Origin of the sequence: Methylomarinum vadi (assembly GCF_000733935.1) — a bacterium.
Lineage (GTDB): Bacteria > Pseudomonadota > Gammaproteobacteria > Methylococcales > Methylomonadaceae > Methylomarinum > Methylomarinum vadi.
This window is the reverse complement of record NZ_JPON01000001.1, coordinates 315,432-331,272: the sequence shown is the minus strand read 5'-3', so window position 1 is coordinate 331,272 and position 15,841 is coordinate 315,432. Positions and strand designations below refer to the sequence as shown.

The 15,841-nt window shown below is 46.2% G+C and carries 17 protein-coding genes and 1 tRNA gene; 9 read left to right on the top strand and 9 right to left on the bottom strand.

Annotated features, from left to right (window positions below; genetic code table 11):
• The first annotated feature begins 32 nt into the window (after nucleotides 1–32).
• From EP25_RS0101760 to EP25_RS0101730, 6 genes are all read left to right on the top strand, one after another.
• Nucleotides 33–260 (top strand): ribbon-helix-helix protein, CopG family, encoded by a 228-nt coding sequence (locus tag EP25_RS0101760; RefSeq protein WP_031432320.1) that lies wholly within the window; start codon nucleotides 33–35, stop codon nucleotides 258–260.
• Nucleotides 247–600 (top strand): type II toxin-antitoxin system VapC family toxin, encoded by a 354-nt coding sequence (locus EP25_RS0101755; RefSeq protein ID WP_031432319.1) that lies wholly within the window; start codon nucleotides 247–249, stop codon nucleotides 598–600. Before EP25_RS0101760 ends, EP25_RS0101755 begins: the two co-directional genes overlap by 14 nt.
• Nucleotides 601–698: 98 nt before the next feature.
• Nucleotides 699–1,088, top strand: a complete 390-nt coding sequence (locus EP25_RS0101750) for a hypothetical protein (protein ID WP_031432318.1) — start codon at nucleotides 699–701, stop codon at nucleotides 1,086–1,088.
• A gap of 102 nt (nucleotides 1,089–1,190) precedes the next feature.
• Nucleotides 1,191–1,430, top strand: coding sequence for a helix-turn-helix transcriptional regulator (locus EP25_RS22800; RefSeq protein ID WP_084190919.1), 240 nt, complete (start codon nucleotides 1,191–1,193; stop codon nucleotides 1,428–1,430).
• 127 nt (nucleotides 1,431–1,557) lie between these two features.
• Nucleotides 1,558–3,681 carry an AAA family ATPase gene (locus EP25_RS22310; RefSeq protein WP_051906323.1) on the top strand — a complete coding sequence of 708 codons (2,124 nt, stop codon included), beginning with the start codon at nucleotides 1,558–1,560 and terminating at the stop codon, nucleotides 3,679–3,681.
• A 792-nt stretch (nucleotides 3,682–4,473) separates the two neighbouring features.
• Entirely contained in the window at nucleotides 4,474–6,111 is a 1,638-nt protein-coding gene (locus tag EP25_RS0101730; RefSeq protein WP_051906322.1) for an IS1182 family transposase, read from the top strand.
• Between the two features lie 62 nt (nucleotides 6,112–6,173).
• Here the strand turns inward: EP25_RS0101730 and EP25_RS0101725 are convergent, their stop codons facing one another.
• A complete protein-coding gene (locus EP25_RS0101725; RefSeq protein ID WP_031432313.1) occupies nucleotides 6,174–7,421 on the bottom strand; it encodes an IS256 family transposase in 1,248 nt (415 codons plus the stop codon).
• Nucleotides 7,422–7,643: 222 nt separating this feature from the next.
• Between EP25_RS0101725 and EP25_RS0101720 the strand changes: the two genes are divergently transcribed.
• Complete coding sequence (locus tag EP25_RS0101720; protein ID WP_031432312.1) at nucleotides 7,644–8,126, top strand: hypothetical protein; 483 nt, start codon at nucleotides 7,644–7,646, stop codon at nucleotides 8,124–8,126.
• 64 nt (nucleotides 8,127–8,190) lie between these two features.
• Nucleotides 8,191–9,339 carry a hypothetical protein gene (locus EP25_RS0101715; RefSeq protein ID WP_031432311.1) on the top strand — a complete coding sequence of 383 codons (1,149 nt, stop codon included), beginning with the start codon at nucleotides 8,191–8,193 and terminating at the stop codon, nucleotides 9,337–9,339.
• A 118-nt stretch (nucleotides 9,340–9,457) separates the two neighbouring features.
• Here the strand turns inward: EP25_RS0101715 and EP25_RS0101710 are convergent, their stop codons facing one another.
• From EP25_RS0101710 to EP25_RS23735, 5 genes are all read right to left on the bottom strand, one after another.
• Nucleotides 9,458–10,207, bottom strand: coding sequence for a hypothetical protein (locus EP25_RS0101710; RefSeq protein WP_031432310.1), 750 nt, complete (start codon nucleotides 10,205–10,207; stop codon nucleotides 9,458–9,460).
• A gap of 123 nt (nucleotides 10,208–10,330) precedes the next feature.
• Complete coding sequence (locus EP25_RS22795) at nucleotides 10,331–12,244, bottom strand: prepilin-type N-terminal cleavage/methylation domain-containing protein (RefSeq protein WP_235185801.1); 1,914 nt, start codon at nucleotides 12,242–12,244, stop codon at nucleotides 10,331–10,333.
• Nucleotides 12,245–12,304: 60 nt separating this feature from the next.
• Complete coding sequence (locus tag EP25_RS0101690) at nucleotides 12,305–12,625, bottom strand: hypothetical protein (RefSeq protein WP_031432308.1); 321 nt, start codon at nucleotides 12,623–12,625, stop codon at nucleotides 12,305–12,307.
• 120 nt (nucleotides 12,626–12,745) lie between these two features.
• On the bottom strand, nucleotides 12,746–13,177 hold the full coding sequence (tnpA, locus tag EP25_RS0101685; RefSeq protein WP_031432165.1) for an IS200/IS605 family transposase: 432 nt from the start codon (nucleotides 13,175–13,177) through the stop codon (nucleotides 12,746–12,748).
• 130 nt (nucleotides 13,178–13,307) lie between these two features.
• The gene (locus EP25_RS23735) at nucleotides 13,308–13,583 is read right to left on the bottom strand and encodes a hypothetical protein (RefSeq protein WP_031432307.1); all 276 of its coding nucleotides are present in this window, start codon (nucleotides 13,581–13,583) and stop codon (nucleotides 13,308–13,310) included.
• Nucleotides 13,584–14,014: 431 nt separating this feature from the next.
• Between EP25_RS23735 and EP25_RS0101675 the strand changes: the two genes are divergently transcribed.
• Nucleotides 14,015–14,467, top strand: coding sequence for a hypothetical protein (locus EP25_RS0101675; protein ID WP_031432306.1), 453 nt, complete (start codon nucleotides 14,015–14,017; stop codon nucleotides 14,465–14,467).
• Nucleotides 14,468–15,036: 569 nt separating this feature from the next.
• Here EP25_RS0101675 and EP25_RS0101670 read toward each other — a convergent pair.
• The 3 genes from EP25_RS0101670 to ihfA all read right to left on the bottom strand — a co-directional run bounded on the left by EP25_RS0101670 (nucleotide 15,037) and on the right by ihfA (nucleotide 15,838).
• Nucleotides 15,037–15,113, bottom strand: a tRNA-Pro gene (locus EP25_RS0101670).
• 91 nt (nucleotides 15,114–15,204) lie between these two features.
• The gene (locus EP25_RS0101665; protein WP_031432305.1) at nucleotides 15,205–15,558 is read right to left on the bottom strand and encodes a MerR family transcriptional regulator; all 354 of its coding nucleotides are present in this window, start codon (nucleotides 15,556–15,558) and stop codon (nucleotides 15,205–15,207) included.
• The gene (gene ihfA / locus EP25_RS0101660) at nucleotides 15,542–15,838 is read right to left on the bottom strand and encodes an integration host factor subunit alpha (protein ID WP_031432304.1); all 297 of its coding nucleotides are present in this window, start codon (nucleotides 15,836–15,838) and stop codon (nucleotides 15,542–15,544) included. The genes EP25_RS0101665 and ihfA overlap by 17 nt, the downstream gene beginning before the upstream one ends.
• Nucleotides 15,839–15,841: the final 3 nt, after the last annotated feature.

Below are 15,841 nucleotides of genomic sequence, written 5' to 3'. Positions count from 1 at the left end.
CCTTATTTCACGCAATTTATCGGACATAATTTATGCAAACACTTCGTATTAGCGATGAAGCTGCAACCAAGCTTCAAAAGATGGCTGAAAAGGCCCATGTATCAAGCGTTGAGTTGATCGAGCGCATTATCCAAAAATACAGCACCGAAGAAGAAACGCCTAAAAGCTTTGCCGACTTTGCCGGAGCATTAGCCGACTCACCCAACTTTCAGGGCGATCCGGTGGAAATACAACGGAAAATGCGCGATGAATGGGATTAAGTTTCTGACCGACACCAATATTCTGATCGGGCTGACAAAAGGCCATGCGCCAGCAGTAGACCGGTTACGTGGTATTGCTCTGTCCGATTGTGCATACAGTTCAATTACTCGAATGGAATTGCTTGGATTTCCTGGTATTACCGAACTGGAAGAGCAAGTGATAAATAGCTTGCTGAAACAAATGACGCATATCGGCATTGATACGACTATTGAAGACGCCACGATTGAATTGAGGAAGCAACATCGTATGAAGCTTCCGGATGCGATTATCGCCGCGACCGCCCTCACCTACCGTCTTGAGCTACTTACTCTGGACAAGACGCTGGGCAATAAGATGTAATGAGTTGACCGGGCTAGGCTGATCCCCGAACCGCTGGATTCATCACCCAGCTTGCCCGGTTATCCTTTCAGTGATGATGCACTTTGATGGAGTGCTCTATGGCAAAATTACCATTTACATTTAATCTTGAACTATTTGACGCAAAGGTTTCTTTTGAAAATGATGGGTTGAAAGGCTTGGCTGAATATATCAGACGCGATGAACCGCTATCACGGGAGACAAAGGAATTTATAGCTGATGTCATGGAGGGCAAAATCATTAGGCCCCGAGGGCAACAACCAAATAAAAACCTACTTCGTAATTGGGATATTGCATATGAGATAAATAAGCTTCTAAGACAAAATACTGATCTTAACCTCACTTCAAACGCCAATTCCAACGGAGCAGCAGAAATCGTAGCATCCAAGTACAAAGGTGTAACCGAGGATTCCGCAATTAAAATCTACCAAAAGCTTAAGAGCTTAATCGAGGAATCAGAAGAAATATAAATTTGGAAACAAATCAGTTTTTGTTTCCATGACAGGTAAATAGCAAATTCTTATCCTTAACCCATCGAAACTCAACAAAACGATGACAAACGAGGACAAACGATGGGAACACCAGCACCACACCAATCCGTAAGATACCGCATTACAGACCGCAAATTTCAAGCCCAGAGCGGTTTATCCAGAACAACGATTTGGCGATTGTCAAAAACCGACCCAACCTTCCCCAAGCCAGTTTACATTCGCGGCAAAAAACTTTGGTATCAAGATGATGTTACTCGCTGGATAAATTCTGTTGAGCAAACAGTAGCGCCAGCTAACAACCTTATGGAAAAAATGGCGTAACGCGAAAACCAAAAAAAAGCCGCCATGCGTCACATCGCACCAGCGGCTCTGAATTTCAACATCAATAAAAACAAAAATATCAACCAATTTCCGCAGGAGTGGTTAAGGTCGATAGGGAGATTATATTATGGCCTATTTTGGCTTTGAATTCGACCCTTCAGAACATGAGCCGTACCAACCACCGGCGGCGAATCAACCGACAAACTCTTACTCTGGATATGAAATTACTTCAGAGGCAACACGTCATCTTGAATCACACGGGCTTTTAATCTCCGGGCACATCAACACGGATGGCGAATGGCATAGAGTAAAGCACGCCAACGACAAACGAGGAAAGAAAACAGGTTTTTATATTGCCTCCTGGATCGGCAACCATTTGTATGTCAATTTTGGCACCTGGAATGATGAAGTCCCGCGCCAGAACTGGAGCAGTTGGCATAAAGACCGGCCTCAGATGTCGCCTTCAGAAATTGGGCATCATCAAAGGATTCAGGCAGAAGAGAAAGCTCGATCCGACGCCAAAATACAAGCAGTTCACGACGCTACTGCGGAAAAGGCAAAACAAAAGGCTGAGGAACTGGAGCCGGCAAAAAACCACCGGTATCTCGAATTAAAAAAAGTCAAAGCTTTCGGGGATGCAAGAATTGAAGGCGTCAATTTGGTTCTCCCCCTGCGAAACGAACATGGAGAAATCAGGAACTATCAAACCATCAACATGGATGGTAAGAAAAGATTCCCATTTGGCGGAGAGAAAAAAGGTTGTTTTTTTGTTATTTCAGGGTCGGAATTTGAATTGGCAATCTGTGAAGGCTATGCGACAGGCGCCAGTTATCACATGGCAACTGGCGCAACGGTTTATGTCGCGTTCGATTGCTATAACCTGGAAACAGTCGCGCGAATGGTCAGGATCAAACATCCCGATACCAATATCACGATTTGCGCCGACAACGATCGATATAGAAAGGATGGAGCTCTCAGACCGGAAAACGAAAATTCCGGGATTCACCGCGGCAAGGCAGCAGCGAAAGAAATAGGGGCGATTTGTATTTGGCCGGAATTCTGGCGCAGCCATGAGGAAAATTATCAGTTCGACGAAAACGGTAAACCGCGCACGGACTTCAATGATTTTCACCAAGTATTCGGCCTGGATGCGATCCGAGGCGTTTTGAATGCGGCCAGACAAGACCCCAAAAACGAAGGGAAATTTGTTGAGCCGCTATATTGTCAACCAGCATCCTTATTCGATGGCAAACCCGTCAAAGAGCGAGAATGGTTATGGCCCGGTATTATTCCAACAGCGCAAACAACCATTTTCTACGCTTCCGGCGGTACTGGTAAGTCGTTAGCTACTCAACAGTTACAAACCGCCGTTGCAACAGGAAAGAAGTTCTTGGGCTTCGATGTTAAACACGGCCCTGTCCTTGGTATCTACTGTGAGGACACATTTGACGAACTCCACAGGCGACAAGAAGACATCAATAACGCTCTTGGCGCTTCCTATAAAGAATTAGGTAACTCGCACCTTTGCAGCCGTGTTGGGTTTGACAATTTACTGATTACCTTTAGTGGTGACAGAGGCGAATTAACGCCTTTCTGGCATCAATTACACGGCGAAGTAAAACGCATTCGCCCCATCTTGGTGATTGTCGATACCGCCGCTGATACATTCGGCGGAAATGAGAATATTCGCCCACAAGTTAGGCAGTACATCCAACGATGCTTAACCAATATTGCCACCGAATTTAATTGTGCCGTTCTCCTATTGGCCCACCCCTCACAGACAGGTATTAATAGCAACAACGGTGACGGTGGTTCCACCGCTTGGAGCAATACCGTTCGCTCTCGCCTTTATTTAACCCGCGACGACAAAACCGGAATAGTCACACTGGAGCTTAAGAAAGCCAATTACGGCAAGACCGGTGAAAAAATAGAAATGGTTTGGCAAAACGGAGCCTTTGTTCCCAACCAGGGAATTCCGAATTTCGTAAATTCCGAACTCAAAAAAGAACAGGATGAAATTGACGCTCTGTTTTTAAGTTTATTGGATGAATTTAATGCCCGTGGACAATCGGTTTCCGATCATAAGCAAGGTCATTATGCTCCCAAAGAGTTTTACGACATAGTGAAAAGTAGAAGCCTCAAGTGGAGTAAAAAACAGCTTGAGGAATCGATGAAGCGGTTATTTGATACAAATGTCATCCATGTGGTTGAAAAACGCAGGGGGCACAGTAAAGAAATAACCCGGAGATAAAATAATTATTAAATTTCAATGATTTATAGAACACGGGGCAACTCGGCAAGCAACATGGGGCAGTCAGTGTGACGACTTCCCAAAATTCTGCCGAGTAGGTCTGCAAGTTATTGATTTTGTTAAGCCCCCCGTGTTCGTGCCGACTTTGCCGGGTTACACGTAAGCTATTGATTTTTATAGTGCCGGGTTAGGCCCCAAGTAGTCTTATATATAAATATATAAATCCGCCCCTATAGGGCGGCGGATTTTATCAAGACAGAATCACCCGCCCGATATGCCGGAATGAAGAAAACAGAAACAGTAGCCGATTGGAAATTCTCAATATGAAAAAATCACAAACAATCACCTTCCATATCAATTCCGATTCCTGGAAACAGATCCCTGGAAATTACAGACTGGTTTCCTATAACGCTCCGAACGTTCACTCGGCCCTATTACCGAATTCAATTCACTAACCACAAAGCAGGAATCTCCATGATTGAAATTTCACAAGACGGCAAAAGCGCGATGATCGACCGCGAAACCCATAACCGACTGACCCAGGGAACCCGGTTCCAAAGATCGATGAATCTTTTGGCCGAACTGGATAAAACATCGACATTGATGGAAGTCGCATTTATGAAGGCGGCTGGTATGAATCGACAAAAGCGAAGAATTCAGTTGAAACAGCTTCGCAAAGGTCGGGCTGATTTCCTTCGCAAGAATCCCCCGCCAATGGAGGCTGTCGTAAAAGCCCCCCAACCAGCTACATACGGTAAAATAACCCTATCCAAACCTATTAGAAATAGATCAATGGCAGCCGAAGTGAACATTAGACCCGTCAGGACATTGTATAGCGCCAAGCAATATTCGCTATTCGATGAATGCGAGGTTGAACCGTTACCTGAGTTGATCGCTCAATCGATCTCGAGCGAACCGATGGCCCGTTTTGAAGCGCCCGACCCGCGCGGCTTATCGATCAACGGTAAACCGCTCGGCGAACATCTGGAGCACGCCGGCTTAACCATCCCGTTGAAATTGCGCCCCTTCCTGCAATCGCTATCCTTCGCCGAGTTCGAAGCCCGTTATCGGCCCGGCGGGCGTCCGCCGTATGCGCCACGTGCGATGGTGGGGATTATTCTCTACGGCCTGTTACAAGGCATCAGCAGCCTGCGCGACTTGGAGCGTTTAGCTCGAGCCGATGTGGGGTGTTGGTGGCTAAGTGGCGGTATCATGCCGGATCACTCAGTCATTGGCCGTTTCGTCCATCAGCATGCCGAATCATTGACGACCGAATTTTTCGATCAACTGGCGCGTCGTACTTTGAAAGTCACAGGCTCAGGCACGACGACGTTGGCGGGCGACGGTACCGTGATCGAAGCCATGTCCTCCCGGTTTCAATTGATGAAGGAAGAAGCGCTCAAGCAAGCCTTGGCGCAAGCGCAGGAAGCCGCGCAAGCCAAACCCGACGATGCAGCGGCAAGCAAGCGGTTGAACCTATTGGAACAAGCCCAAGCCGAGCTAAAGTCTCGCCAGCAAAAACAAGCCGCCAAAGGCAAAGATCCGGCCAAGACCCAAGTACAAAGCAACGAGCCGGAGGCGGTATTACAGCCGCAAAAGAACTCCAAAGACTTTCGCGGCAGTTATAAACCGTCGGTATTGGCGAACGACAATCGAGTGATCGTGGCTTGCGACGTTCATCCTTCCAGCGAAACCGAGGTGGTGCCGGGCTTACTGGATCGCGCCCAAGCCATGGGAGGCGTCGAAACAGCTCTGTTCGATGCTGGCTATTTCAGCAATGGCGTCTTGGATACTGCTGAGCAACACAACATCGAATTGCTTTGTCCGGAAGGCCAAAGTGAAGGAGACGATTGGAACAAACAATCCAACAAACAAATCCCCAAAAGCCGCTTTATTTATCAGGCCGACGACGACACCTATCGCTGTCCGGGGCAACAACGCTTGACTCGCCGTCACACCTGCAAAGGCGGTAAAAGTGGCCGCGCTTATACCGTCTACGCCTGCGATGCCTGTTCAGACTGCCCGCTGAAATCCCAATGCACGCGTAGCGAGAGTGGTCGCACCCTCAAACGCTATGACAGCGATACACAAAAAGAAGCCCTGCGCCTGAAAATGGACCAGCCCGAACCTCGGCAACGCTATCGACAGCGGCAGGCCATGGTGGAGCCCGTCTTCAGTCAGCTACGCGGTCGCCAAGGTTTGAATCGCTTTCGCCGTAAAGGTTTGGCGGGTGTCAAAGTAGAGTTCGCCTTGCACGCCATGGCTTACAATCTGAGCCGCGCCTTAGTGGCAGCTCTTTTTCGTGCTTTATATCATTGGCTTAGCCGGTTTATGAGCTCGTTTGACCGAATGGTCGACATTTGGCTGAGTTACACTACTGACTTGCCAACTTCGCCGACCGTGGAAAATACGGCCGGTTTCCAGTGGTAAATCAAAGAAATTGGGGTTTTACGACGCCCGAGCTATTGTCAAATCTGGTGTATAGAAGAGAATCAAGCGGCGTCCTGTTTTTGATCTCCCGTTTGTTTAATACCGTCGACGAATTTCACGCCGGTAATCACATCGGCTAAATGTTTATAGCCCCTAAGCCGAAACCATCTTCTCTGGGCTGTTTCGATCAGTTTAAACGCCATCGCCAACGTGGTTATCCGGCTGCCGCAATTCTTGGTCTTAGTCGTTCTCAATCTCACCGTAGCAAAGACGGACTCGATCGGGTTGGTCGTTCGAATATGCTGCCAGTTTTCAGCAGGATAATCATAAAATGCCAACATCGAGGCTTTGTCTTTTGCCAAGCATTCCATGGCCTTCGGGTATTTCGGACTAAACCGTTCGAGGCAGTGATCAAAGGCTTGATAGGCCGCCTCCCGCGTCTCGGCTTGCCAGATATTGTGCAACGCCTCTTTAACCTTGGGTTGCATGGCTTTGGGCAATTTCTCCAGTACATTGGCTGTCTTATGCACCCAACAGCGTTGCTGGTCGGTCTGCGGCCAAAGCTTAGCGACGGCTTTCCAGAAACCGAGAGCGCCATCTCCAATCGCTAATTTCGGGTCCGTAGAGAGGCCACGCTGCCTTAAATCCATCAACACCTCTTCCCAGCTCGCAGCCGATTCCCGGTAGCCATCGACTAAGGCGATGAGTTCTTTGCGCCCCGTTTCATCGGAACCAATGATGACTAGTAGACAGAGTCGATCATCCATTCTGACGTTGCTGTAAATACCATCGGCCCAGACATACACATATCGTTTATTACTCAGGTCCCGACGCGTCCAGTCCCGATAGTGATGCTCCCAATCCTGCTTGAGCCGACTGATCGTCGCAGCGGATAAGCCAGGAGCGTCCGATCCCAATAGGTGTTTTAAGGTCTCCGGGAAATCTCCCGTCGAGATTCCTCGCAAATACAGCCAAGGCAGAAATTCCTCGATGTTCTTGCTTCGCTTCAAATATGGCGGCACCAAGCGACTGTTAAACTTGATCCCCGAACCGGATCGATCCCGAACCTTCGGGACTTTGACTTCAATATCACCCAGCCCTGTTTGAATTGAACGTTCAGGCAAATAACCATTTCTAACGACCGCTGCCTTACCTTCGTCGGTCTTCAGCCCGCTATGCTGATCAATAAAGGCTTTTACTTCCGCTTCAATCGCTACCTCCAGCATTTTACGGGCACCGTCTCGCAACACTTCTTGCAACGGATCATTTTGCTCTAGCTTATTCAGGTTGATGACATTACTATGTACCATGGTGGTGTTTCCTTCTCGTTTGGTGGTTGATCTGGCGAGATCTTAGCCAAACAGGTTACACCGCTTTCTTCTCAAGTCATACACCAGAAATGATCATAGCTCACGACGCCCTCCAATGGAAGGAGGTTTCGATTTAAGCGCCATAGACGCTTATTACGGATAATTTAACTAAACCAAGCGCATGAGTGCTTTTAACGGCGAAAGCCAGGAAAAAATAAAATCATGTCAGATTTAAAAATCAAAACTTATGCACAACAAAGCCTATTGGCTACTGGAATACTGGTTGTTAATCCTAGTATAGCCAACCGGCTTTATCCCGAACACTGGGGAACCCTTGGCGCAGCATCTAGCGACTTCCTACATTATCGCCGAGTGATCGACCGGGTAGCGGAAAATTGCCTGCATCATTTGTTTGTTGAGATCGATGGTCAGGAGGTTGAAGTATTCGCCCGGTCAACAAGCCGCCTTGGTGAACGTCTGGAGGAATTAACCGGCTTACCTATCGGCGCAATCCGGCCACATGGCGAAGTACAAGCGCCACAGGAAACGAAAGCCAATGTGGATGCACCTACGCCTTCTGAAAACCGGGAAAGCAATTACGCGCGAAATAGGCGGCTTAACGCAGAGTTCAAAAAACGAAAACAGGAAGAGGCTAGGCAGCACCAAGAGTTTTTGGCAGAGAAACAGAAACCGGCTTGTCCTTGAACGTAAATTCCATAATTTTTAAACCCATGCTCAAGAGGGCATATCAACCAGACAGGTAACAAATATGCCTTTATATTCTCAAAAAAAACCAAAATCATTGTTTGATAATCTGCGTGAATCAGAGCTTGGACAATACGGTGAAGCTGTAAATAATCGCCTTGGCGAAATTGGGCGTGACGTAAAAAACTCGTTTGACGAAGGCGGGCTTGTTGGAGCTGGCGGGGATCTCGCATTTAAGTCAATTGAGGGGCTGACAGAAATTGCAAATCCCATTCGGGATTTTCAAATTCGGGCCCTCGGTAAAACGGCTGGAGTGCTTTTCGGTAGAAAGTGGGACGATAAATCAAAACAATTGATTGACTATTTACACAAGGCGGAAAAAGATGGTAATCCGCTCGGTTATAGTTTGGTTAAAAACAAAGACACTTTGCCGACACCTAAGCCCGGTGAAACCAAGCCGGTCGGCATTAATGGTTCCATTCCTTTCTCGGCGGTCTCGCCGAGCGCTAAGCAGACGGTTCAAAAACCGCTCCAGAAAGAAGTAACACCCTCTTTAGCGATGCCCAGAGGATTGCGGATAAACGTTAACCAAGGCAGAGCATCCGATTACTTGAATAATGATTCAGGAGCGGCCATTACAAATCCTTTGCTCCAGCAAACCGGTATAAACGCTAAAAACATTCCGCGCGGTGCCTTTGGCGGTATCGCAGGGTTGAATATGGCTATTGCCTCGATGCTGCCAGCGGTCGCAAGGAATAATCAAGTTAAATCGGCGATAAAACAGCGTAATACGGAAAACGACCAAGCGCTTAAAGCAATGGAGCTCGATAACGAGGCGGCGAGCAAGAAGGCGAATTTTGTCCTGGAAAGCCTCAAACTGGATGATTTGGTAAATCTGAAAAATACGAATAACCAGTTAAAACAAAAGGAATTGAATCAGCCAATTGTCAAATTACGGAAAATTTATGAAGACGATGGTCTTGGCAATAAGGTTGTTGTGGGAGAGGAACCGATTGCAATTAATCCGAATACGGGACGAATCGCGGAAACTCAAGCGCATGACGAGGCGGTTCTTGCCTTGGAAAAATTGGCCGATTCAGATTTAAGCCAGGAGGATAAGGTTGGTGTTATCAACAAGATTCAACAGCGGCTAAAAAAGCTAGGGTATGCTCCTCTTCCTTTGGGAGATGACGAACTGATGAGATTGTATTGAATTTTGGAAAGTGATCAATATAAAACCGGCTCTGTGCCGGTTTTATTGCTCAATCTGAACAATGTACTTTAACTAAATAGCTGTCTAAAATACGGAAAACCATCGAAAATCGGGCACATTAATAATCATCACAAGAAATATTAATGTCATCCGGTGGCGTCGGCACATTCAAATACAGCAAACGGTCGTCATTCTGACGATGTTGTTCCTGAACGGTGGTTGTCGATGCATCATCTTGGATTCGAGTGTCTATCGTGCCGTTTGTCAAACCCATGCCTCCTAGGTAACCGGCTGAAACGAGGCGTGCGCAAAAATCTTCAGTGGTAACAATTCCCCACTCGTTGGAGCAATCCGTCTTGTTTACAACTTGAAGCACAATAGGTCTACCCCAGGCATCGGAAATAAAATGGTGACCAGCAAGAAATTTTGCCGTGTAAGCTGTGTCATTGAAATTGCCAGTCGTTAAGTCACTTTCTAAAACAAAGCCATTTTGTAAATACCCGCCGCTGCGCCAACCAATTGCGCTATCCGGATCGAAAGCTTTATGGACTCGATCATCTGCATTATTTGGAATCCCATCTACCCCAAGGCTTCGAGAAGAAAACAAGTAATGAAGACTGTATTCGGGGGAAGCCTCCACAGTGAGACCGGACAAGTTTTGAGGAAATTTTCCTAAGGTGTCCAGATAATAACCATTCATAATGGCTTTCTTAATATTCGCCATGGAAGCATCCGTCGCTTCGCATAAGGCCTTTTTGCTAGTTCCTCCGAGATAGGGAATCGCTAAACCGGCCAAAGCGATTAAGATTAACAGAACCACTGTCAATTCGATAAGGGTCATGCCTAGTTGATCGTTTCTTTGTTGCATGTTTTTTTCACAAAATAATGTAGTCCCTTTTCAGGACGATCCGATCCCACTTATCGGGCTAGTCTGTCAAATAATCTCATTGTTTACAAAAGTGCATTAGGAAATATCTGATCAGGATTATTCCTACCAGTTAATCACCAAATTGTTACTGTTAGGTACAATTAATGCTTTTGACGTCTGCCTCAATAAATGCCCATTTGTAGCTCTACAATCGATTATTGTTACATCATCACATAAACCGTTACTCAACAAGGTTCCACCTATACTTTCGCAGTCGGAAGGAAAAGCATCTGCGATTGTATCAACGTCCAATCCTGAACATGAAGGAGGATAAATGTTAGTTGTTCCCGATTTGTAAATATTTATATCAGCTAACCCTTGAGGGAAACTTGTGGCCGGATAAAAAACAACATTCTGGTTATATCCATTTTCTTCAATGGTAGCAGTAACAGTCACAGTATCGGTGCCATCTTCATGAACTAATACCAAGTCGATATCTTGTGTAGATGCAATCCATCGTCCTCCATTTGAGTCGCAAAAATTTTTTGAATTTGTATCGCCGATGCAACCTCCCCATACACCTCCGGAAGTATCGCAATTCGCTTCAGTAAAAGTTGAGTCATCAGTCGTGGATATTCCTGAAACAGAACAAAAGGAAATTACCCAGCTTTCATTAGCCCCAGTACATAATGCTTTGGTCGATTGAGCTGGATTAGTGCAAAAAGGAACAATCCAAGAATGACCGGCAGATTCGCAATCAGTTTGATTTAAATAATAAGGATTGGAACATTTGGAACCATTCAAAGGCCACTCCGTATACCAAGTTCCAGAAACAGAAGCACAAGAGGCAGAGTCTGCTTCATTTCCAGAAGCTGAGCCACCTCGACACCAACCTCTTCGCCATATGCCTGAAACACTCAAGCATTCAGATAAGGTTGTTTCATTTCCTGTGCCTCCACTACATAGGCCGTCTGTAATCCAGTGTCCGGAAACTGACGAACATGTAGTAGAGTCAATTTCGTTACCTATTGAAGTGCCACCAGCACAAAAGGAGAGACCTGCTGGCCATCCAGTAAACCAGTACCATGTGTTTCCCGCGGCTATGCAAGTGGATGGGGTAACATGAGAAGTTAAAGCATTACTTCCGTCTCTACATTCTGGCTTGCCAAACCAATTCCAGTTAGCCGTATTTTTACAGGCATTTTCTGCAACTCCGTTTGTTGAGCAGTTATAAAGGTGCTGAACTGGAGCTTGCATATTAATAGTTATATTTTGCAAGGGAACCATCCAATCACCATTATTTAGCAATATCGGGTCGGTAGGATAGTCAGCATCGTACTCTGAATCGATACTATTGATAGAGCTGTTTTTCCCTTTGCTTTGAAGTGCCAAGCGACTCGTTCCAACACCAGTGTTAGTGGGACTATAGCAAGTGCTGGGAGTCTCTATATCCGGATTGTCGCTTAAACAAAATGCCCAACCATAATTATGGTCGGTTAAACCGGTTGCTTCATTGCCCCAGCCATCGGAAATTGCATTGGGTTTATAGTCTGGTTTTTTACTTGTTATATAAGGACCATTCCAATCTGACCAATCAGATGCTCCGCATGTGGCCAGTGTTGTTTTGGTTGGGTCATTGCAACTTGCACTGAGCCATACTCCCCCGGGTGTATCTGTTTCGGAAGTACACCATTCTTCTGGGGTTGCTCCCGTTGCGCCGGTAATACCTGTAGCGTCGGGTGTATTGTCAGAAATACGGTAGTCGTCGCTGCAATAATTCTGCACCAACAATTCCTGTAAATTCCTAGGCAACCTCCCCATATCGGCCACAAAACCCGATATGTCCGGCTGTCCGTTAATCAGTACATCCGGGCGGCCGATGATGGCGCGTTTGATTTTTTCGTAGCGGTCTTTAGTGACTTCGTAACGCCCCTGAAATGCAAAGTCTTTAGTATATTCAAGGGCTATTTTGGTCATGGCGGTAATGATTAATAAAACCACCAATAATTCGACCAGTGTAAAACCGGATTGAAACATGAAATTTCGGCGCATTTAATTAAACTGTGTTATTTAAAATACAAAATTGTGGCATTTCACTTACTTTAATCTCAGTAGCAAATAATTACCGCAAGCCACTGTGGAGGCAAATAACAGAGCATATTTCGGAAAAAAAGACTCAATGGCTACAAACCAGATAACACCTAACATAAGCGCTGTGCCTATACATATGGGTATTGTCAGTGATTGAATAAGTTTGTTTAATTGGTAACTAAAGGCTGGTAAAAATGCGTAAAGAAAAATAGCATAGAATGACAAAACATCCTCACCTAAATCTAACGACATCGGCTGGTAATAGAGTGCGATAATCAATACCAGCGATAAAAGAGCAATTGTTTTGCCTGTCGTTAATTCAAACATAAATGCTGTACTATGAAGTTGGATTTAGCTGAGCAAGCAAACTAAACAACCACCCGCTCAAGCGGGTGGGTTCCAATAACGGACTGAAAGTCCGGATACGCGTCGACTAAACGACGCGTCTTAGTCGGGCTCCATCTTGAAATTATCGTTTGGATTAGGTTCAAAGTGATGCTCCAAATATTGCTTTATCATCTCATCAGTCATTTGCCCCACTGTGGCGCAAAAATAACCGCGGGCCCAAAAATGTCGACCCCAATATCGCTTTTTCAAGTGCGGGAACTCTTCGAACAGATAGCTCGAAGTTCGTCCCTTGATTCGCCTCATGATTTCGCTTGGGGCCATAGTCGGCGGCGCACTCACCAAAATGTGCACATGATCTTTGCTCACGACACCTTTGATAATCCGTATCTCAAAGGCTTCGCATGTCTGCCGCACCAAGTCTCTCACTCGTTCGGCTATTTCATCCTTCAGCACTTTATAACGATACTTCGTAACCCAAACAAAATGATACTCAATTTGGTAAACCGTATGGCTGCCGTATCTATAGTCCATCGCCACCTCCTTGGGCAAATTATCGCAGCTAAAGCTGACCGGCTAAAGCCGGTGGTTTAAACCTTATGATGGATAATTAAGGCCATTTTTTAATGGCAGTCAATTTATCCGTTACAATCAAACGACTTATCTAATCCCCCCGATAGGTTGCGGCTAATCTCAGAAAAAATTCGTCCCCGTCCCGCTGAATCGCTTTCCTGTAAGACGGCATTTGTGAGTATTGCTCTTTTAATCGACGTGCGTAGGTATATCGATTCTGGAAACTCTTCAGTCTGTCTTTGTCGGAGAGGATATTGTTCAATTCTTCTTGCGATCCGCCGACTTCCATCAATACCCAGTCGGTCAAGCTGATCGTCAGTAACGGGAGTTCCGCCTCGGGTTTTAAAGGTCTTATCCTGTAAACCATGTCTTTGTGGTTAGAGTTAAGTGATCGATGCTTTTATAGTGTAGGCGAAGTGAAATAAATTCACATCGAATTAGAGTAAAGGATTCTTTATTAGCGGGTGCGATAAAAAGCTCCTAAAAACCACCCTAAAATAACCAATTGTGGAATTGGTTGACAGGTCGGTTTATGATGACTAGGATTGCATTAAGAGGCGTCGAAACCTCCCCAAAAGCGGACATCCGCACCCGTTAGTTTTGCGGTTTTTTTGTGCCAGCAAGAAAGTGATTGATTTTGCTATGGCACAAATCCAAGCCATCGTTATGACCGGGAGTTCTGTCGAATACAACACCTTCGGGAAATAGGCAGAGCGGTTTCTTTTGGGCCGTTTCGACCCTCCTGGTCGCCCATGTGTAGGGCGAAATTTTGTCGAAGAAAACTAAAAGGAGGACATCATGGCTACTCAAACAACCATCCATACAACAACAGAATTGAATTTCAAGAACGGTAAAGAAGTCCCGGTTCACCGTTTGCCATTCGTGGATACCCAGCCAGGAAAGAGCGGCATTTCTTTTTGGAATGTTCCGAAAACAGGTGGCTATTCTGGTGGCTGCAAAACTGGTAACGCTCTTGCCTTGATCTACTTAAAGCATCTTAGAGAGTACGGTTGTGGCGATGGCGGCGGATCCTTACAGACGATAGCGATGGATATGTTCGATAGTGAAGGCAACGATTCACCAGAACATGATGCTTTGCGTGGTCAAATGGTAGGCTTTTTCAGTGAGCTGGATCGCTATTTGGCTGGCGCCGTCAACTGTCTCACGGGAGACCTGGATAAGTATAGCAATGAGAAATTACTGCAAGAGGCTATCGACGGCCTAAACTCCTGTATAGAGGGTGATCGATAAGCACTATCCTTCTATTCGACCAAACGAACCGGCCGCAGCGCCGGTTTTTTTGTGCCTGGAGGAAGCGCAACACCGAACGGAGACCTGTTATACAGGCCGAGCGTGGCCTCTATACAAGGCGTTTACCTTGCCGGAGCCTAATTGATTGTTAATTAGTAGTAAACAGCATACATGTCAAGAACCATGCCGGCCTGTATGCTATGAATATAGAGTCTTACGGCATGTTGACACGAAATCCAGCTAGAGAAACGATTGTTTGCATTTGGTAAATAATAGCCGATACCCCTCCCGGCATGCCCGGGCATCACAAAGCCCCGTCAGGCGCGTGGTTGAACGGTAAACGGGATTAGGGTGCTTAGTTGGGCTATGAAGTTGGCGTAGCCAGATAGCGAGGGAGCGGAACGGGGAGAAGTCAGGATAATTATTAACACCTGACTAGCAATGATTGCCGGCAGGGAAAAAGCAAATTCTCAGCCCCTACCCTGATTCTGTTTTTAGCCAGATTTTTAGCCACAATGAAATTTGGCTAAAAAATCCAGGATTCAACCTCTATAACCAATTGATTTTATTGGTCGGGACGGCGGGATTCGAACCCACGACCCCTACACCCCCAGTATAGTGCGCTACCAAGCTGCGCTACGCCCCGAGGTTGAATTGCTTTTTCATAGGAGAACGGATCAAAGAATCGATCCGGGAATTTCAACCCGGCAAATAATAACATAAATGCCGGAAAAATGTTACTTTAAAAGTTCCAAGATATCTTCCAGTTCGCCGATCATTTGGTGAACTAATTGTTTGGTGCGCATGGAATCTTCTTTGGCGCCATCGCTGGCCAGATGTGCGCGGGCACCGCCGATAGTATAACCTTGTTCGTAGAGTAGCGAACGGATCTGGCGGATCATCAACACATCATGACGCTGATAATAACGGCGATTGCCTCGCCGCTTGACCGGCTTTAGCTCGGAAAATTCCTGCTCCCAATAACGCAGCACATGCGGCTTGACGCCGCACAGTTCACTGACCTCACCGATGGTGAAATAGCGTTTTGCCGGTATCGCCGGCAATTCATTGTTATTACTGGGTTCCAGCATAGGATTCCACTCTGGCTTTTAATTTTTGACCTGATCTGAATGTTACCACACGGCGAGCCGTAATGGGAATCTCTTCACCGGTCTTAGGGTTACGCCCTGGACGACTGCTTTTGTCACGCAGTTCGAATTTGCCGAAACCGGATATTTTAACCTGTTCGCCTTTTTCCAGCGACCCTTTGATCTCCTCGAAAAAAAGCTCGACCATCTCCTTGGCTTCGCGTTTATTCAAACCAAGTTCGTCAAATAGTCTTTCAGCAAAGTCGGCTTTCGTTAATGCCATTCA